At 32.1% G+C, this 19,061-nt stretch carries 22 protein-coding genes; 9 read left to right on the forward strand and 13 right to left on the reverse strand.

The window, feature by feature from the left end; genetic code table 11:
• Positions 1-53: 53 nt before the first annotated feature.
• The 8 genes from J8M14_RS14000 to J8M14_RS14035 form a co-directional block, all read right to left on the reverse strand.
• A complete protein-coding gene (locus J8M14_RS14000; RefSeq protein ID WP_211075429.1) occupies positions 54-758 on the reverse strand; it encodes a hypothetical protein in 705 nt (234 codons plus the stop codon).
• 69 nt (positions 759-827) lie between these two features.
• The gene (locus tag J8M14_RS14005; RefSeq protein WP_211075430.1) at positions 828-1,172 is read right to left on the reverse strand and encodes a hypothetical protein; all 345 of its coding nucleotides are present in this window, start codon (positions 1,170-1,172) and stop codon (positions 828-830) included.
• Positions 1,173-1,546: 374 nt separating this feature from the next.
• Positions 1,547-2,242 (reverse strand): hypothetical protein, encoded by a 696-nt coding sequence (locus tag J8M14_RS14010; protein WP_211075431.1) that lies wholly within the window; start codon positions 2,240-2,242, stop codon positions 1,547-1,549.
• A gap of 126 nt (positions 2,243-2,368) precedes the next feature.
• Complete coding sequence (locus tag J8M14_RS14015; RefSeq protein ID WP_211075432.1) at positions 2,369-3,055, reverse strand: lysoplasmalogenase family protein; 687 nt, start codon at positions 3,053-3,055, stop codon at positions 2,369-2,371.
• Between the two features lie 53 nt (positions 3,056-3,108).
• Positions 3,109-5,103 (reverse strand): NAD-dependent DNA ligase LigA, encoded by a 1,995-nt coding sequence (gene ligA, locus J8M14_RS14020; RefSeq protein WP_211075433.1) that lies wholly within the window; start codon positions 5,101-5,103, stop codon positions 3,109-3,111.
• Entirely contained in the window at positions 5,103-5,693 is a 591-nt protein-coding gene (locus tag J8M14_RS14025) for a TIGR00730 family Rossman fold protein (protein ID WP_211075434.1), read from the reverse strand. The genes ligA and J8M14_RS14025 overlap by 1 nt, the downstream gene beginning before the upstream one ends.
• 13 nt (positions 5,694-5,706) lie before the next feature.
• Positions 5,707-6,558, reverse strand: a complete 852-nt coding sequence (gene prmC, locus J8M14_RS14030; RefSeq protein ID WP_211075435.1) for a peptide chain release factor N(5)-glutamine methyltransferase — start codon at positions 6,556-6,558, stop codon at positions 5,707-5,709.
• Positions 6,559-6,576: 18 nt separating this feature from the next.
• Entirely contained in the window at positions 6,577-7,062 is a 486-nt protein-coding gene (locus J8M14_RS14035) for a GNAT family N-acetyltransferase (RefSeq protein WP_211075436.1), read from the reverse strand.
• A gap of 98 nt (positions 7,063-7,160) precedes the next feature.
• Between J8M14_RS14035 and J8M14_RS14040 the strand changes: the two genes are divergently transcribed.
• From J8M14_RS14040 to J8M14_RS14060, 5 genes are read left to right on the forward strand one after another with little or no spacing between them, the layout of a single operon-like run.
• On the forward strand, positions 7,161-7,622 hold the full coding sequence (locus J8M14_RS14040; RefSeq protein WP_211075437.1) for a hypothetical protein: 462 nt from the start codon (positions 7,161-7,163) through the stop codon (positions 7,620-7,622).
• Positions 7,622-8,665, forward strand: coding sequence for a bifunctional diaminohydroxyphosphoribosylaminopyrimidine deaminase/5-amino-6-(5-phosphoribosylamino)uracil reductase RibD (gene ribD / locus J8M14_RS14045; protein ID WP_211075438.1), 1,044 nt, complete (start codon positions 7,622-7,624; stop codon positions 8,663-8,665). The genes J8M14_RS14040 and ribD overlap by 1 nt, the downstream gene beginning before the upstream one ends.
• Positions 8,658-9,266 carry an HAD family phosphatase gene (locus tag J8M14_RS14050; RefSeq protein WP_211075439.1) on the forward strand — a complete coding sequence of 203 codons (609 nt, stop codon included), beginning with the start codon at positions 8,658-8,660 and terminating at the stop codon, positions 9,264-9,266. Before ribD ends, J8M14_RS14050 begins: the two co-directional genes overlap by 8 nt.
• Positions 9,263-10,132, forward strand: a complete 870-nt coding sequence (locus tag J8M14_RS14055; RefSeq protein WP_211075440.1) for an EamA/RhaT family transporter — start codon at positions 9,263-9,265, stop codon at positions 10,130-10,132. Before J8M14_RS14050 ends, J8M14_RS14055 begins: the two co-directional genes overlap by 4 nt.
• Before the next feature lie 10 nt (positions 10,133-10,142).
• The gene (locus J8M14_RS14060) at positions 10,143-10,760 is read left to right on the forward strand and encodes a YigZ family protein (RefSeq protein ID WP_211075441.1); all 618 of its coding nucleotides are present in this window, start codon (positions 10,143-10,145) and stop codon (positions 10,758-10,760) included.
• On the opposite strand, the gene J8M14_RS14065 is transcribed toward J8M14_RS14060, so the two are convergent.
• Positions 10,754-11,158: a thioesterase family protein gene (locus J8M14_RS14065; RefSeq protein WP_211075442.1), complete on the reverse strand. Its 405-nt coding sequence runs from the start codon at positions 11,156-11,158 to the stop codon at positions 10,754-10,756. The genes J8M14_RS14060 and J8M14_RS14065 overlap by 7 nt on opposite strands.
• Before the next feature lie 195 nt (positions 11,159-11,353).
• Here J8M14_RS14065 and dnaA point away from each other — a divergent pair, with 195 nt between their 5' ends.
• The 3 genes from dnaA to J8M14_RS14080 all read left to right on the forward strand — a co-directional run bounded on the left by dnaA (position 11,354) and on the right by J8M14_RS14080 (position 14,064).
• Positions 11,354-12,781, forward strand: coding sequence for a chromosomal replication initiator protein DnaA (gene dnaA / locus J8M14_RS14070; protein WP_211075443.1), 1,428 nt, complete (start codon positions 11,354-11,356; stop codon positions 12,779-12,781).
• A gap of 20 nt (positions 12,782-12,801) precedes the next feature.
• Positions 12,802-13,266, forward strand: a complete 465-nt coding sequence (locus J8M14_RS14075; protein WP_211075444.1) for a low molecular weight protein-tyrosine-phosphatase — start codon at positions 12,802-12,804, stop codon at positions 13,264-13,266.
• Positions 13,267-13,332: 66 nt separating this feature from the next.
• Positions 13,333-14,064 carry an SAM-dependent methyltransferase gene (locus tag J8M14_RS14080; protein WP_211075445.1) on the forward strand — a complete coding sequence of 244 codons (732 nt, stop codon included), beginning with the start codon at positions 13,333-13,335 and terminating at the stop codon, positions 14,062-14,064.
• Here J8M14_RS14080 and J8M14_RS14085 read toward each other — a convergent pair whose 3' ends face one another.
• The 4 genes from J8M14_RS14085 to dapF all read right to left on the reverse strand — a co-directional run bounded on the left by J8M14_RS14085 (position 14,065) and on the right by dapF (position 17,412).
• A complete protein-coding gene (locus tag J8M14_RS14085) occupies positions 14,065-14,721 on the reverse strand; it encodes a peptidoglycan-binding protein LysM (protein WP_211075446.1) in 657 nt (218 codons plus the stop codon).
• Positions 14,722-15,072: 351 nt separating this feature from the next.
• Positions 15,073-16,116, reverse strand: a complete 1,044-nt coding sequence (gene mltG / locus J8M14_RS14090; RefSeq protein WP_211075447.1) for an endolytic transglycosylase MltG — start codon at positions 16,114-16,116, stop codon at positions 15,073-15,075.
• Entirely contained in the window at positions 16,106-16,633 is a 528-nt protein-coding gene (locus tag J8M14_RS14095) for a GNAT family N-acetyltransferase (protein ID WP_211075448.1), read from the reverse strand. Before J8M14_RS14095 ends, mltG begins: the two co-directional genes overlap by 11 nt.
• Positions 16,627-17,412 (reverse strand): diaminopimelate epimerase, encoded by a 786-nt coding sequence (dapF, locus tag J8M14_RS14100; protein ID WP_211075449.1) that lies wholly within the window; start codon positions 17,410-17,412, stop codon positions 16,627-16,629. Before dapF ends, J8M14_RS14095 begins: the two co-directional genes overlap by 7 nt.
• 161 nt (positions 17,413-17,573) lie before the next feature.
• Between dapF and J8M14_RS14105 the strand changes: the two genes are divergently transcribed.
• On the forward strand, positions 17,574-18,986 hold the full coding sequence (locus tag J8M14_RS14105) for a trypsin-like peptidase domain-containing protein (RefSeq protein ID WP_211075450.1): 1,413 nt from the start codon (positions 17,574-17,576) through the stop codon (positions 18,984-18,986).
• The last annotated feature ends 75 nt before the right edge of the window (positions 18,987-19,061 follow it).

The following is a 19,061-nucleotide window of genomic DNA, read 5'->3' on the forward strand; positions in this document are numbered from 1 at the left end:
ATTTAAAGTTTATAAAATTTATAGAGACAGGCTTTAATAAATGTTTCAAAAATCTAAAAATAACTCTGCTCTTTTCTTATTAAATCCTGAGGTTTAGCTTTAATCAAAAACTCCATGAAAAAATAAAGACCAGCCATTTCTGCAACATTAACCACTATAGTAAACACCCTGTTATAATATAATATTTCGTTTATGGGTAATAAAGCGTTTACAAATAAGCAACAACAAGCAACAATAAAGAGTCTAAAATTACCAGAATATTTATCAGTTATATATACATAAAAACACATACTAACAAAAGAAATCATTGATATCATAATAATCCCAAAAAACAACAGAGAATCCAAAATATGAGGTAAAACTAAGTCCGTAATGGAATATGTAAGATATGAAATCAACACAAGGCTAATAATCACCGGAAAAGAAAATATTGTATTCAGATTAACACCTTTTAATGTAAAAAAAACCTTCAATAAAAACATCGAAAATACATAATACAAGGCTATAACTATTGCTATAGCATCAAAATATCTCATAAAATCACTATAGACTAAAGTATCATTAACAAAAAGAATTAACATACTGAGTATATATACTAACTTGTACTTATTTGCTTTCCTTACATAGACATAAATTAAGGCTAAAAAAACTAGCGGCTTTACATAAACGAGAGAACCTTTTTCAAAAAATATTGTAGTTACAAACACTACCAATGCAGCAATAAAAAATGGTAAGTATGTAAGTGGTATTTTTTTCAAGTTTAACGGGAAACAAAGTAACTTTGAGTTTACAAAATACAAATATCATCCATAAAAACTTAATCACTATTAGAAATAATCTTTTCCGGATGGAACCAAATTATGTTGTTCTATAAAAAACTTGACAAGAAAAAATTGCCCTGAGATTTGTAATAGATTAGTAATCACAGGAAATACATCTAAGGGAACATACAACCTATGAAGCGCAGTAACAATATTAACAATCAAAAAACAAGATGCCGCTACCATTAAAGAATAGCTTGTAACGGTCTTACTATTAAGATAAATATAATAACAAACCCCTATAAATATAGCAAAGAAAACTACCAATATATTGAGAACCAGACTATGTTCATTAACCGCTGGCGAAATTAAATTTGCAACAGTGACTAAAACATAAGTAATCAAGGTCATAGATATAATTAGCTGTATTGTAAAAATTTTACGAAACTGAATTTTCACCAACTGCAAACTCTTCCACAACAAAACTACATTTAACAAATAATATGAGGACAACAAAATATGTAGGGCTTCAAAATTTCCTAAATAATCATGAAAATATAATGTCTCACAAATCATTAACATCAATAAGGAAAACAAAACTAAATAATTCAACTTTTCAGCTTTCTTAATATACAAAAAACATAAGGACATAATAACTAATGGCCTCAGGTAAATCATTAAGCCATTAATAAATATAGATGCTAAAAAGGCTAACCCTCCGGTTATAAAAAATAATTGATATGTAATTTTTTCCAGATTCAATATTTTTTTTTATTTACAATACATCAAAAACCTTCAAACTCATCAGATTTTAGATGTACAGATTTTGAAATCATATAATTAACCAAAAAAACCAATGCTAATGGTTGACAAATCAGCATCAACACCTTTAACTCATTGGATTGAAGATAAAACCTATCAATCAACAACATAAAATCACTAAAAGCAAAATTTAACATAGACAAGAAAAACCACAACGATTTTTCTGATCTAATATTAATATAATGCATAGCTCCAACAATCAACAAAATGTATAACAACAAAAGATGAAGAAACCCCAAAATACTTAACTCTCCCATAGGTTCTCTTAATATACTATAGGCGAGAAAAAAAATTACAGTATAAAGAGAACTACCTAATACTAGTGTAAATACATCTCTATTATTATACTTAAAAGACTTATGGTTGTAGTACAAAAAATAGAATAATAGTATATACACAATAGTATGTACCATGATCTCAAACTTTATCGTATTTAAAACATCCTGAAATCTTATCAATTCTCCAGAAAAGAATATCAATAAAATTATTATATGTAAAGCATTTGTTCTTTTACTACTTATGAGATAAAATACTATTACCAAAGCAAAAAGAATCGGATTACAATATGCATTCAAGAATGGTATCTGAAATACAAAACCCAGAACTTGTAATACGATAAATAAAGAAATAAGAAATTTTAGTAACCTTTCCCCATTCATTAACTTTAATTAGTGTGTAAAAAACTCCAATTACTGAATTTTACACACGTATGTTATACAATTTTTCCCGAATACCCAATATACTAATTTTTAGCGAAATAGGATATAATATTAAAAAAATATCAATTATGAATTTTTTAGTTTCAAAGCAACAGGACTGGCAATTTTGAATTTAACCAAGAAGAACACTGCTAATAATTGATAAATTGAATTAATAATTTCCAGCTCCAACAAAGGGATATAGAATTTATTTAATGCAAAACAAGTATCAGATATTACAAAGTTAAGTATCGCAATCAAAAACCAAAGAGATTTTGGTGATCGAATATTTATATACTGAAAAACAGCTCCAATAAAAAGTAAATACAAAATTATGATATAAGCAGTACCGTAAGGTTTTATGTCACCCATATTTCCTTCTGTAGCTCTATAAATCTCATAAGCAATATAAGTCCAGCAAAGAACAAATAATATTATGTATATAACATCATACTTGTCATAATCTAGTGGCTGATGATTTTTATACAAATAATAGAACAATATCAAGTAACACGTAGTATAGCTAAGAAGCACATACATAAAACCATTTTCGATTCTGGTTAAAAGAAAAATATCACCAAGAAAGCATAGTGACAAAATGATAAGGAATAAATTATCAAACTTTCTGACATTAAACCAATATAACATAAAAAAAAGTGGTACCGTAGTTGGTTTGGTATAAAGCTCCAACTCGGGCCACTGCATTATAGTACTTAACACACATAACCCTCCGGCTAGTATTAACAATATCTGTATAAGTGTACGTATTTTCAATCTTATAGTATAATTAGCTATCTTTAGTAAGTAACTATATAATTATCAACTTATTATGCTAACATATTTAGAAAATCATCTTCACTGATTATAGCAATTTCAAGTTTATTAGCTTTCTCCAGCTTACTAGGCCCCATATTTTCACCAGCCACAACAAAAGAGGTCTTTGATGAGATTGAACTAGATATTTTACCTCCATTATCTTCTATTAACTTTTTAAGCTCATTACGAGATACTTTCTCAAAAACCCCTGAAACTACAAAAGTTTTACCTTGTAACGTATCTGTTTGATTAGCTAATTTTTCTGCAGACACCTTTAATTGAACCTCATAATCTTGTAATCTTTTGATTAAAGTAACATTTTCCTCTATACCAAAAAACTCCTTTACACTTTGTGCAATCTTAATGCCGATCTCATCTACATTTACCAAATCTTCTTCTGTAGCAGTAATAATTGCATCTATATTTTTATAATGTTTTGCCAGTTTTTTAGCTACTGTCTCTCCAACATATCTAATCCCTAATGCAAACAAAACTCGTTCGAAAGGAATCTCTTTAGACTTTTTGATTCCAGCAATTAGATTTTCTGCACTTTTCTCTGCCATTCTTTCCAAAGGAATCACCTGTTCTTTTTTAAGCTCGTACAAATCTGCATAATTCACTATTAATCCTTCTTTTACTAATAATGCAACAGTCTCTCCTCCTAACCCTTCTATATCCATCGCTTTACGAGAAATATAATGCTGTATACGACCTACAATCTGTGGAGAACATCCTTGATCATTAGGACAATAGTGTTGTGCTTCACCTTCTTTTCTAATTAGTTCTGTACCACATTCCGGACACTCAGTAATATATTGTGTTGGCTGAGAGTCCTTATTTCTTTTTGAAAAATCCACTGCAACGATCTTCGGTATAATCTCACCTCCTTTTTCTACATAAACAGTGTCCCCTTCTCTTATATCAAGTTTAGCGATTTGATCTGCGTTATGTAACGATGCTCTTTTTACGGTAGTTCCAGCTAATAACACCGGATCTAAGTTAGCCACTGGAGTAATTGCTCCTGTCCTACCAACTTGATAAGTGATTTCTTTTAAAACAGTTGAAACTTGCTCCGCCTTGAACTTATAAGCCATAGCCCACCTAGGAGCTTTTGCAGTAAATCCTAATTCTTCCTGCTGCTGAAGGTTATTTACCTTAATCACTACTCCATCTGTCTCGTATGGCAGATTATGTCTATGCGTATCCCAATAGGATACAAACTCCAACACCTCATCTATAGAATTCACTAATTTTGATTCTGCTGGAACTTTAAAACCCCAAGCTCTCGCCTTTTCCAAGCTTTGATATTGAGAATCAATTTTTAATCTATCTCCGGTAATATTGTATAGCAAACAATCTAAAGGACGTTTTGCAATCTCTGTACTGTCCTGAAGCTTTAAACTTCCGGAAGCGGTATTTCGGGGATTCATATACGGTTCTTCTCCTGCCTCTATGCGCTCTTGATTCATTTTTGCAAACCCCTCAAAAGGTAAGATAATCTCTCCGCGTATATCAAATTTTGGGGGATAGTCTCCTGTTAGCTTTAGCGGAACTGACTTTATTGTTTTTATGTTTGTAGTTACATTATCACCCTGTATTCCATCGCCTCTCGTTACAGCTCTTACTAATTCTCCTTCTTCATAAGTCAAACTTATAGATGCCCCATCATATTTAAGCTCACAAGTATAGTTAACCTCTCCATCTACCAGTTTTTTGATACGCTTCTCCCAATCCAATAAATCTTCTTTAGAATATGAATTATCCAGAGAATACATTCTATGTTCATGAACTACGGTTTCAAAATTCTTAGTGATACCTCCACCTACCCTTAGCGTAGGAGAATTTGGATCATAAAATTCAGGATGTTGTGCTTCTAACTCCTGAAGCTCTTTTAGTTTCATATCAAATTCATAATCACTTATTGTTGCCGCATCCAACACATAGTAGTTATGATTATGTTGACGTAATTCTTCTCTTAATTGATTGATTTGTATTTCTATACTCATTATGTTCTATCCGATTTTAACCATTTAGGCACCTGCATAGGTTTAAAATTGCGCATTTTTTCTAATAATTGATCAATATCACTATCTACAATCAGTAATTCATAGTTTTCCATCTTAAGAAAGCCTCTCCTCACCATATTCTCCAGCATAAACAATAGATGGTCATAAAAACCACCAATATTAAGCAAGCCAATAGGCTTTTGATGTAATCCCAACTGAGACCAGGTAATAATCTCAAATAGCTCTTCTAATGTACCAAAACCCCCTGGTAACGTTATAAATCCATTACTAATATCATGCATTTTCATTTTTCGTTCATGCATGTTAGTTGTGGTAACCAATTCTGTTAAACCTTGATGAACAACTTCTTTAAGTTTCAAAAACTCAGGAATAACCCCGATGACTTTTCCTTTTTGCTGCAATGCTCCTTCTGCAACTTTGCCCATTATACCGATCTTTGCAGCTCCGTAAACCAAAGCAATATTCTGTTGAGCCATTTTTTCTCCCAATAGAAATGCCTCAGAAATAACATTCATATCATTTCCTTCACTACTACCACAAAACACACAAATTGAATCCAGATTATTCATGATTCTTTAATTTTTAATTTCTATTTGCTTTTATCATACGATCATTACCCCGGATATCTTTACGTAGCTCTAACGAATTGAATCCTGTCTCTTTCATCATTTTCTTGGTTAACTCAGATAAATATTGATTAATCTCAAAATATAATACCCCCTCAGCTTTTAGACTTTGTAATGCCAATTCTGTGATCTTTTTGTAAAACACCAAAGGCTTTTCATCTGAAACAAATAAAGCTTGATACGGTTCATGGTCTAATACATTGGGCCTCATCTCTTGTTTTTCCAATTCTCTAACATAAGGTGGATTAGAAACAATAACAGAAAACTTTTCAGCTAAATCATTTTCTGCTAAAATATCTTTATGTATAAACTTTATTTCCACATTGTGAAACTTAGCATTGTTGCGAGCTACTTCAATAGCTTTTTGAGATATATCTATTGCATATACTTCTGCATTAGGTATTTTTTTAGCCAACGTAACCGCAATACAACCACTACCTGTACCTATATCCAAGATTTTTATTTTATCCTTAACCGTTCTATAATCTTTGATGATCCAATCTACTAGCTCTTCAGTTTCCGGTCTTGGAATCAAAACATTAGAATCTACTTTAAACCTCAAACCATAGAATTCAGCTTCACCAAGTATATACTGAATAGGCTCTTGATTTTCCAATCGTTGTTGAATATTAGAAAATTTCAACACTTCGTTATCCGAAAGCTTTTTTTCTAAATTCAAAGCCACATCCACTCTTCTAAATCCTAAAACCTCTTCAGTTAGGATATAAAAAAAGGACATCACTTCATCAGCATCATACAATCTTGATAAAGCTCTTACAAAATCTTCTCTAAGGTTTTTTAATTTCAACTCTGCCGGTTTTTAAAACTACAAATCTTTCATCATCCAGGCTTGACAACTATAATGTCCGGTATCCCCTACCGGCCCCTGTAAATCTGTGAAACCAACTTTTGCATATAACTTGCGAGCAGCTTTCATGTAAGGCATTGTCTCTAAATAACATTTTTCAAATCCTTGCTCTTTGGCAAAATCCAAACAGGTTTTAATCATTTTCATTCCTATACCTTTTCCTCTGGCTATAGGCAAAAAATACATTTTCTGAAGTTCACAAATGTTATCTTTTGTATTTTCTAAAGGAGCTATTCCACCACCTCCAATCACCACACTATTCTCTTCTACTACATAAAATGAACTTCTGGGCTTATCATAGGTTTCATACATCATATCCAAAGCTTTATCTTCATAAGCAGTTCCAACCTTAGGAACTCCCATTTCTATTAAAACCTCCCTAATAACCAGAGCTATTTGCTCATTATCCTTATGTTCAATTGGACGAATTTTTATTGTGCTCATTATTATTTTTAAATACTACTTTTGTGTAACTTAAAAAATGATGTCTATAAATGATTATTTATTATTCGGAAATATACATCAAATCTAATCAGTAGTCAATGAAGAAGTTTTTATTATTATCAACAATATTTATCCTTTTATCAGCCTGTTCTGTATCCAAAAAACCGGAATTCAAGTATGTAGATAAAATCCAGGTTAAAAAAGTAAGTATGCGAAACATAACGCTTACTACAGATGCTGTTTTTAACAATCCAAATAACCTAAAAGGTAAATTATCAATAGAAGACTTACATATTTTTGTTGATAATATAGATGTAGGCACCATTTCATCACAAGAGTTCGATGTTCCTGCCAAAAGTGAGTTTACTATACCACTTGAAGGAACTTTTTCTCTTTCTAAGATATATGAGAAAAATAAAAATGGAATTCTAGGGAGTATTCTAAATGTAATTCAGACAGACTCATTAAAAATTCAATACAAAGGTGCTATCCGATATCATTTAGGAACTTTTTCTTATCCATACCAGATTAATAAAGAACAAAAAGTAAGCTTAAAGTAGTGTCTATACATGAAAAATACATAAAACGATGTGTTCAACTGGCTAAAAATGGCTTTGGCACAACGTACCCAAATCCATTGGTAGGAAGTGTAATTGTTCACAACAATAAGATTATAGGTGAAGGATGGCACTATCAAGCTGGCAAACCCCACGCAGAGGTAAACGCCATCAACTCCGTATCTGATGAATCTATACTAAAAGACGCAACTATCTATGTAAGCCTAGAACCGTGTAGTCATTATGGAAAAACACCTCCCTGCAGTGATCTTATTATTGAAAAAGGTATAAAAAAAGTGGTCATTGGGACAATTGATCCTTTTGCTAAAGTTTGCGGTGCAGGAATTCAAAAACTTATGAATGCGGGCTGTGATGTAGTTGTTGGAGTGCTTGAAAAAGAATGCCAAGAACTCAACAAACGTTTTTTTACATTTCATACTAAAAAAAGACCATATATTATCCTTAAATGGGCTGAAACCCTTAATGGTTTTATTGCTCCAGAATCAATGCCAGAAAGAAAACCCATTTGGATTACTAATTTATATAGCAGACAATTGGTTCATAAATGGCGAGCAGAAGAACAGGCTATAGTAGTGGGCAGCAAAACAGTCATAAAAGATAATCCCAAACTTACCATTAGAGACTGGGCTGGCCAACACCCTATTAGAATTGTAATTGACAGGTCTGATCAGATTCCTGAAGATTCTGCAATATTAGATCAAACTGTAAAAACCATTATCATTACTTCTTCAAAACACAAAAAAGAAAGTAGCAATCAACTGATTTACGAAAATGTAAATTCTGATAATAATTTGATAGAAGAAGTTTGTGCAATTTTATACAAACATGATATTCAATCTGTAATTATAGAAGGTGGAGCTAAAACACTACAAGCTTTTATTAATCAAAACGTTTGGGACGAAGCAAGGGTTTTTATTGGCAAAACCTCTTTCGGATCCGGTATAAAAGCCCCTATTTTAAAACGGGATCTTATTTCTGAAGACAAAATTATGGATGACACATTAAGAATTTACTACAATGATTAAAACTATAATTTTTGATTTTGGTGATGTTTTTATCAATATTGATAAACCTGCTACTTTAAGAGAGTTTTCAAAATTCAAAAGCTTTCGATTCACTAAAAAAGAACAAGCTATCAATGAGCTTTATGAAACTGGAGGTATCTCTACTTCCGAATTCATAAATCATTATAAAGTTTTACTTCCAGAAGCCACAGAGGAGCAACTTATTAGCGCATGGAATGCAATACTATTAGATTTCCCTAAACATCGATTAGATTTTATCCAACAATTGGCTTCAGAAAAAAAGTATAAGCTGATTTTACTTAGCAACACTAATGAATTACATATCGATTGGATAAAAAAGAATATTGCGTTCTATCCTGAATTCAAAAATAGCTTTAACACATTCTATCTTTCGCAAGAAATAGGATTTAGAAAACCTAACAGGGATATTTTTGAATTTGTTCTAAACCAAAACAACATCACGCCTTCAGAAACTCTTTTTATTGACGACACTAAAGCAAATACTGACACAGCTTCAAGTCTGGGAATCCATATCTGGAATAACAATCCCAGTACAGAAGATGTAACCAATCTATTTACCATTAAATCTGAATTATTTTGATCTATTTAATCCTAAGTGTTTTAGCCTCTAGTTTAATATTTGTCATTTTTAAGCTTTTTGCAAAGTATCAAGTAGATACACTACAAGCGATTATCGTTAACTATTTAGTTGCATGTATCTCTGGACTAGTAGCTTATTCAGAGCCCATAGACTTTGTTTCTATTACTAATCAAGGTTGGTTTTATGGTACAATGATTTTAGGGATTATATTTATTTCGGTATTTAATTTAATGGCAATTACTACACAGAAAAATGGGCTATCTGTAGCAGCAGTAGCCACCAAAATGAGTGTAGCGATACCTATTGTTTTTGGAATTATAGTTTATAAAGAAAGTACCGGAGCACTTAAAATTATTGGGATTATCATAGCTCTTTTAGCCGTCTATATGACCTCAATGAAAAATGCAGGAAGTATTTCTATCAAAAAAGAAAATCTAATTTATCCATTGTTGGTATTTATAGGAAGTGGAATTATTGACACCAGCCTTAAATTTCTAGAAACACATTATATAGCTAAAACTGATGTCCCTATCTTTTCTGCAAGTATTTTTGGGTTTGCCGCTATTGTTGGTGTAACCATTATTATATATAAAGCACTGAAGGGAACATTAAATATATCTATTAAAAATATTATAGCAGGAATCTGCCTGGGAGTACCAAACTATTTTTCTATTTATTTTTTAATAAAAGCATTAAGATATGACGGTATGGATAGTTCTTCGGTCTTTACTATTAATAATGTAGCCATATTATTAGTATCTACAATTGCAGGAATCATGCTTTTTAAAGAAAAGCTAATTTTGAAAAACTGGATCGGAATTATACTAGCTATAATCAGTATTTTATTAGTCGCTTTCTCAATTTAATAAACCAAATTTGGATATAAAGGACACCTATAAAACGATTAGCACAGCAACCGAAGAAGTTTTGTTTAAAGATAAAAACAGTAAATTCTTTGGATATGCTTTCCCGATTTCATCTGAAGAAGAAGCAAAGCAACATCTAGAAAGATTAAAGAAACAGCATCATTCTGCAAGACATTGGTGTTATGCATGGCAAATTGGAGTCAAAAAAATAAGATTTAGAGCTAACGATGATGGAGAACCTTCTAACTCAGCTGGGCAACCTATCTATGGTCAGGTCCAATCTTTTGAGCTTACAAATGTACTTGTAGTTGTTGTTCGATATTTTGGAGGAGTAAAACTTGGTGTAGGTGGTTTAATAAATGCTTATAAAAGAGCTGCACAACTAGCTCTGGAAACTTCTGATATTATCGAAAAGACCATTGATGTTGACTTTCTCATCATATTTGAGTACAAGGATATGAATAAAGTGATGCGTATTATCAAAGAACATCAGCTAAAAATCACCAGACAAGAACTCGAGCTAAATTGCAATATATATATTTCTGTAAGAAAAACTGTTGCTGATAAAATAAATAGCTTTTTCTCCGCGTTGTATGAGGTAACAATTAAAGAATTAGAGAATCAATGATTTTTTATTTTTTCGATTAAATAAGAAGGACATAAAATTGGTTTGCGTGTAACACTATCAACAAACACAAGGGTTGTAGCTGCTGTTGTTAATAACTCTTGATCCTGATTGTAGATTTCATAGTCAAATTCGATTCGAACTGTAGGAATTTTCCTTAACTTAGTTGTAATGGTTAATTCATCATCGAAAAAAGCAGATTTCTTAAATTTGAAATCCAAAGTAAAAACAGGAAGCATAATACCGCTTTCTTCCATTGATTTATAGGAAATCCCTAAGCGGGACAACCAGTCTATTCTTGCTAACTCCAGATACTGTGCGTAATTACCGTGGTGGACAATTCCCATCTGATCTGTTTCTGAGTATCTAACTTTTAACAATGTTTTTGATGTAAGAGGCATATTTTTTATTAAAAAGTGATATATTGTTATGATTATTGAAGTAATTAAAGTATGCGAAAAAAATAATTAATATTCAACCCAGAAATCGTTTTTTTTTTACATTTTTTGTTCACATATTTGTCAAACAAAAAAAGAAGGAACTTTTTCAACAATTTTCCGTTAATAACCTAAGTAAACAGAAATTTAATCTAAAGAATGAATTTAACTGCGCAATCAGTTTGGGATAATTGTCTGTCTTTTATTGAAGACAATATCACACCACAAGCTTTTAAAACTTGGTTTGAGCCAATCAAAGCTGTTAAACTTACAGATAGTGCTTTAAGTATTCAAGTACCTAGTAAATTCTTTTACGAATGGCTAGAAGAACATTATGTTAATCTTCTGAAAGTTTCTTTAACTCGTGAGTTAGGAGAAACAGCTAAGTTGGTTTATATAATCAAAATGGAAAATACATATGGTAACAAAAAGCCATTTACAGAAAAAATTCCAAGTTCTAATCGTACTGCAGTAGGTTCTCAAGAAGTTGACGTGCCGATTAAAAGTAAAAACCCAGAACTAAAGAATCCTTTTGTGATTCCCGGTATAAGAAATGTTAAAATTGAATCTCAGCTTAATCCAAGCTACAATTTTGAAAATTTCTTAGAAGGTGATTCTAACCGATTAGCAAGATCTGCAGGTATGGCAGTAGCCAATAAACCAGGCGGAACTTCATTTAACCCTCTTTTGATTTTTGGAGGAGTTGGATTAGGAAAGACTCATTTAGCTCACGCTATCGGAGTAAACATAAAGGATAATTATCCAGAAAAAACAGTTTTATATATTTCTGCTGAAAAATTTACTCAGCAATACATTGAGTCTGTAAAAAAGAATAACAGAAATGACTTTATTCACTTTTATCAGATTATCGACGTACTTATCGTAGATGACATACAATTACTATCTGGTAAAGCAGGTACACAAGATGTATTCTTTCATATTTTCAATCATTTGCATCAAAATGGCAAACAGGTTATCTTAACAAGTGATAAAGCCCCTGTTGACATGCAAGATATTGAGCAAAGACTGTTATCCCGTTTTAAATGGGGGTTATCTGCAGAGTTACATCACCCAGATTTTGAAACAAGAATTTCTATCATCAAGAACAAACTATATCGCGATGGTGTAGAAATGCCTGAAGATATTATAGAGTTTTTAGCAAATAACATCAAAACCAATATCCGAGAACTTGAAGGAGCTATTATCTCATTAATCGCTCACTCTTCATTCAACAAAAAAGATATTACTATTGATTTAGCTAAAGCTATTGTAGACAATTATGTAAAAAACACAAAACGTGAGGTTTCAATAGATTATATCCAAAAAGTGGTAAGTGATTACTTCCAGATGGATGTTGAGACACTTCAATCTAAAACAAGAAAGAGACATATAGTTCAGGCTCGCCAATTAGCTATGTTTTTTGCAAAAAAATTAACCAAAGCCTCTTTAGCCAGTATTGGTACACAAATTGGCAAAAGAGATCACGCAACCGTACTTCATGCTTGCAAAACTGTAGACAACTTATCTTCTACAGACAAGCAGTTTAGAAAATACGTTGAAGATTTAGGTAAAAAGCTCACTCTTTAACCAAATTCCTTTCTTTTGACATGAAAATCAAAATACTAATGGTATGTCTTGGTAACATTTGCAGATCACCGTTAGCAGAAGGAATACTACAATCTAAACTTGATCCTGAAAAATATACTGTAGCCTCTTGCGGAACTAGCAACTACCATATTGGAGGAAAACCAGACAGACGATCCATTGAAGTTGCTAAAAAGTTTGGAATCGATATTACTCAGCAAAGAGCAGCTCAATTCACCACAAAAGACTTTGATAATTACGATTTTATCTACACTATGGATAGTTCTAACTATCAAAATGTAATTAAACTATCTCGAAATCCAAAAGACACAAACAAAGTGTCTTTAATTATGGATGAATTATATCCAAATAATTCAATAGATGTTCCAGACCCATATTATGGTGGTGATCAGGGGTTTGAGGATGTATTTCAAATGCTAAATCAGGCTTCAGAAAAAATTGCTGCCAAGCTAGAAAAGCTTTCTTAACTTTTTAGAAAAGCAAAGTTTTGTATATTGAAAAATATTAACCATAACTAGTCGTTTATATTACCTATGGAATTTAAAGCCCTAGATCCAAAAGGAAAATTATATTTGATCCCCACAAGACTTGGAGATGATGTACCGTTAGAGGTACTTCCGATATCTATTAAGAAAGTATTAGAGCAGGTTAATCATTATATCGTAGAAAACGAAAAACCTGCAAGAAGATTCATTAAAAAGGTAAGCCCAAGCAAATCTCAAAAATCTTTGATTATACACTCTGTAAATAAATACACAGATACTTCCGAGATACCCGGATACCTAGAACCTTGTCTTAATGGCTTATCTATGGGATTGATGTCTGATGCTGGCTGCCCAGGAGTTGCAGATCCCGGAGCAGAAGTAGTAAGAATTGCTCACGAAAAAGGAATTCAGGTTACTCCTCTTGTTGGTCCTTCCTCAATTTTATTAGCCATGATGAGCAGTGGCATGAATGGTCAAAATTTTACATTTAACGGCTATCTACCCATTGATAAAAACGAAAGAAAATCTACTATCAAATATCTGGAAAAAACATCTCTGGATAAAAATCAAGCTCAAATTTTTATAGAAACCCCCTACAGGAATGATAAAATGTTTTCAGATTTAAAATCTATATTACACAATAACACTCGTTTATGTATCGCATGCGACATCACCCTTACCTCTGAACTTATAGCCACTAAAACAATAGAAGAATGGAAAAAAGAAGAAATAGAGCTTCATAAAAAACCCTCTATCTTCATTATCCAAAGAGATCATTAATTATTTATCAATTAAGCTTATCGCTTTTGCTTTTCTATTTGGCACCACAAAAGAAGTATCATAACCCTTAAAGCGTTTCATATAGTAACGTATTGTAGTTCCAAATGCATCTGCAAAGCCTTCTACTCCTCCACTACGCAAATATTTCTTGACAGCACCGGGTCCTGCAAGATGTGCAGCAGCAAGAATTCCAGATTCTGTTACCTCAACACCATTCATTCGTCTACCTACAAACCATTTGATATCTCTTCTTAAAATCCACTTGTTTCTTGATGAATTGGCGTAAAAAGCTTTCTCTTGAAGTTCTGGGCTATTCAGAAATTTATTTTTGTTATAAATCCCTATCATAGCTAGTGTACCTTTACCAAATTGATATTTACCAAGGTAACCAAATTGATTTACTACTCCATAATCACCTCTAGACTCTTTAAAAGCGACCGCTTCTTTGAATCCGACATAAGATTTACCCAATTTTGGTGACATATACGAATCAGACATGCCGTCTTCGATTTCGTCAAAGTTCGGAGCGATATAGTACAAATCTAAACCAGCTGTACTGTATTTGTCTAAATTTGGACTTTTTGTGGTCTTAAAACTTAACAATAGTATTCCCCCAATTGTAAGTAATAATGATAAGCCTACTAGTCTTTTTATCATATGAAAAATTTCTAAGTAGTCACTAAAAAAGTGTTCCCCACTACTTAAATTTTTGCCGTGCAAAGATACACATATTTTTCTTTAGACAAAGGACTGAGTGTTAAAATAATTATAATACTGAAAAACAGCTATTTACATCAAAAACAAGATAAAAAAACAACTGAAATAGCTAAAAAAAGACTTAAAAACAACACTTAAACGTCAAACCATGTAGTTTCATCGACATAAACTGAACTACCACTATTCCAAGTAATTCACAATAAAATTTATGTTTTTGTTAATAAATTGAGTCAGAAAAATCCATGAAAATCAAAAAAGCATATTTTTTTCCTACAAAATTACACTATGATTTTATCGATTTATACCCTGTTTATTAATCCAATTTATATACTGTTTTTTGTTACGATTATGTTGCGCCATAGTTTTCGCAAATTTATGGTATCCCATATTCTCTACATTAGCAACAAAAAAGTAATATTCGTGCTTTTCATAATTAAGCACAGCGTCAATTGAAGTAATATCGGGCATTGCAATTGGACCCGGTGGCAATGTACTATACATATAAGTATTATAAGGGCTATCCAATTTTAAATCCTTATACAGCACTCTCTTTATAACCGTATCCCAATCATTTTTATGTTTTTTAAGCGCATAGATTACAGTAGGATCTGCATCCAATTTCCAGCCGTTATTATGACGATTCATGTAAACTCCAGCAACTCTAGGGCGTTCATCAACTTTAGCAGTTTCCTTTTGCACGATAGCAGCCATAGTAGAAACCTCTATAGGTGTCAATCCAATGGTCTTAGCTTTAGATTTACGCTTATCATTCCAGAAACGATTATACTCCTTTAGCATCCTATCCCTAAACTGTGTTGCCGATGTATTCCAAAAGAATTCATACTTATTAGGAACATACATAGAAAGTGCCGTTTCTAAAGAGAAATTATTTTTTTCTAAAAAAGCTTCTTCTTTAAAAGCCTCTATCAAAGAAACACTATCGGCTTCGATCTGATAAGCGACCCTACCAGCAAGGTTTTCGAGTCTTTCTTGATTGTTAAAAGTCACGTATACAGGTGTATTTTTACTTCGTAGAACATTAACAATATCATTATTATTAAGACCTTTCTTAAGAATAAATCGTCCCGCTTTGATATTATCAATGTATCCTTTTCGTTTTGCAATACGATCAAAACTATATATATCTTCAATAAAAGGAGTTATAATCTTTTTAAGATCGTCATAATTAGTATTTGTTGGAATATAAACAAGCGCAGTTTCGGTCTCAAATTTTGTATTAGGAGAAAAAACAGCTTGATACACATAGTATGCAAAAGCCCCACCTACTATTAATCCAATTAGGGCAATAACCACTAAAATCTTTTTAATGTACATATAATAATTGATATAAAAGTTCGTCTTTGTACCTGTTTCCGACTAAATTCCATTCTTTTTTAACACCAACCTTACGGAAACCTTTATTTTCGAATAACTTGATACTATTATAATTGTCTTCAGAAATATTAGCATATAGTTGATGTAAATGTAAGTGGGTTGAGCAATAATCCATAAGCAATTCCAAAGCTTCAGCTCCATAACCTTTACCTCTATCTTCTGCCTCAGCAATTACAATTCCAACTCCTGCCCTATTATGAGTAGGGTCAAAATCAAACACATCAATAAGACCCAAAGTATGATTATCATTAGTACAAATAACTAATCGCAATTGCTTTACCTCATAAATATCTTTGTGAGCATTTTCCAGATATTGTTTGATCACAAATTTAGAATAAGGTGTTTGTGTAGAACTCATTTCCCAGATTTGTTCATCATTTTCAACCTCAAGAACAAAATCTAGATCTTCTGGTTCTAAAGCTCGTAAATAGATATTTTCTCCTTTGAGTGTTAGCATTCTATTTCTCCTTTAAAAACCTGCTTTGCAGGTCCAATCAAAAAGACATTCTTATAACCATCTTCTTCTTTTCTAAAAGTAACTTTTAATTCTCCACCCTGAGTCTGAACACTAACTTCTTCATCGTTGGTCAACTTAGTAGCATGCATAGATAATGCAACTGCTGTAACACCAGTTCCACAAGATAATGTTTCATCTTCTACCCCTCTTTCATAAGTTCTAACTGCGAACACGTTCCCGTTTTTCTTTTCCACGAAATTCACATTACTTCCAGCTTCAAAATATGGAGCTCCATTTCTGATAGCTCTACCTTCTTTGGCCACATCATAATCAGATAAATTTTCCACCATAGCCACGTGATGTGGTGATCCGGTGTCCAAAAATAGATGCGAGTCGTATGTTTCTATTTCTAAAACATCTTGCATTTGCAGGTATACTAACCCATCTTTAATCTCTGCATGATGTTTTCCATCTATAGCCGTAAAAGTTGCTTTATTATCAATAACACCTAGGAAGGCTGCAAAAGCCACCAAACATCTTCCTCCATTACCACACATAGAACTCTCGTTACCATCGGCATTAAAATACACCATAGTAAAATCATCTTCTTCATTTTCAGGAAGTTCTAACAACATCAAACCATCTGCTCCGATCCCAAATTTCCTGTCACAAAGTCTTGCAAATAATTTGGTATTATTTTTGGAAAGAATTTTATTACGATTATCAATGATAACAAAATCATTTCCGGTACCCTGATATTTATAAAAAGTAAGGATCATTATTTCTTAAATTACAAAAGCAAAGGTACAAAGAATGATTACAAAAATATGTTGTTAATTGTGAGTTAAATAACAAAAAAAACGCACTAGAATTGTAACTTTAAAAGTTATATATAGTCTATCTCAATAGCACTAGTTAAATCAAACAAAAAAGAAAGAAGATGAAAAGATTTTTTAGTTTATTGGTTATAGCCATCTTAGCAGGAGTCCTAACATTAGGCGCATATAAACTGTTTTTAGAACCTGAACCAATCGTAATTACACAAACCAATACTCAACCTAATTTAATTCCAACCACATATACTGCTAACAATACAGATAATCTTACGAATACAAATGTAGATTTCACCCTAGCAGCAGAAAAAACGGTTAATGCAGTTGTACACGTTAAACAATATGGAGTTACCAGAACACCGAGAAATTTAATGGAATTTTTTAGAAACGGAGGCCCTAAAGAAAGAAGAATTCAAGGAGCAGGGTCTGGAGTTATTATTACCGAAGATGGATATATTGTAACAAACAACCACGTAATTGATGGAGCTTCTGATCTAGAAGTTACTTTAAACAACAACAAGTCTTATAAAGCTAAAGTAATAGGAACTTCTCCTCAAAACGACATCGCGCTAATTAAAATTGATTCTGAAGAAAAGCTATCATATATTCCTTTTGGAGACTCAAACTCTGCTAAAATCGGAGAATGGGTTCTGGCCGTTGGTAATCCATTTAATTTAACCTCTACGGTAACAGCAGGAATTATAAGTGCTAAATCAAGAGATCTGGACGAGACTGACAATAATGTTCAGTCTTTTATACAAACAGACGCAGCTATCAATCCCGGAAACAGTGGTGGAGCTCTTGTGAATACTAAAGGAGAATTAATTGGTATTAATACAGCAATTACATCACAAACCGGTAGTTATGTTGGTTATGCTTTTGCCGTGCCATCTAATAACACACGTAAAATTGTTGAAGACATATTAGAGTTTGGAGATGTACAACGTGCTATTATTGGAATAACCGGACAGAGCATTAATGCAAAAGCAATGAAAGATTATAACATTAATACCGCACAAGGTGTTATTGTCGCTACTGTAGCTGATAATAGTGGTGCTAAAAAAGCAGGAATACAAGAAGGTGATGTTATTAAAGAAATTGACGGATTAAAAATTAAAAAATTCTCGGATTTAACCGGTTATGTAAATAGCAAAAGCCCTAATGATATTATTAGTGTCAAAATTCTAAGAAATAGTAAAGAATTAACTTTACCCGTTACACTTACTAAGTTTATTATACAGCAATATATTATAAAAGATGTTGGTGTAGAAGTTACCAACCCTCCAAAAGGATATCTTAAGAACTTTAAAATAGATCATGGAGTAGTTATTAGCCAGGAATTAAGCGCTAGAATGCAACGTTATAATCTAAAAGGTTTAATTATTAGTGAAATTGATGGTAAGAAAGTTAAAAACGTTGTAGAAGTAAAACAAATTATAGAAAGCAAATATCCGGATGAAGATATCACCATTAGCTTAATAGATCGAAACGGTGATAAAAGAGAGTTTGTTTTTCAATAAGTTATACATAAAACCCTTATAAAATAGCACTTCCCATTGTTTTAAAAATTCAATGGGAATTTTTTATTAAAAAAG

Source organism: Aquimarina sp. MMG016, from assembly GCF_018100805.1.
GTDB lineage: Bacteria > Bacteroidota > Bacteroidia > Flavobacteriales > Flavobacteriaceae > Aquimarina.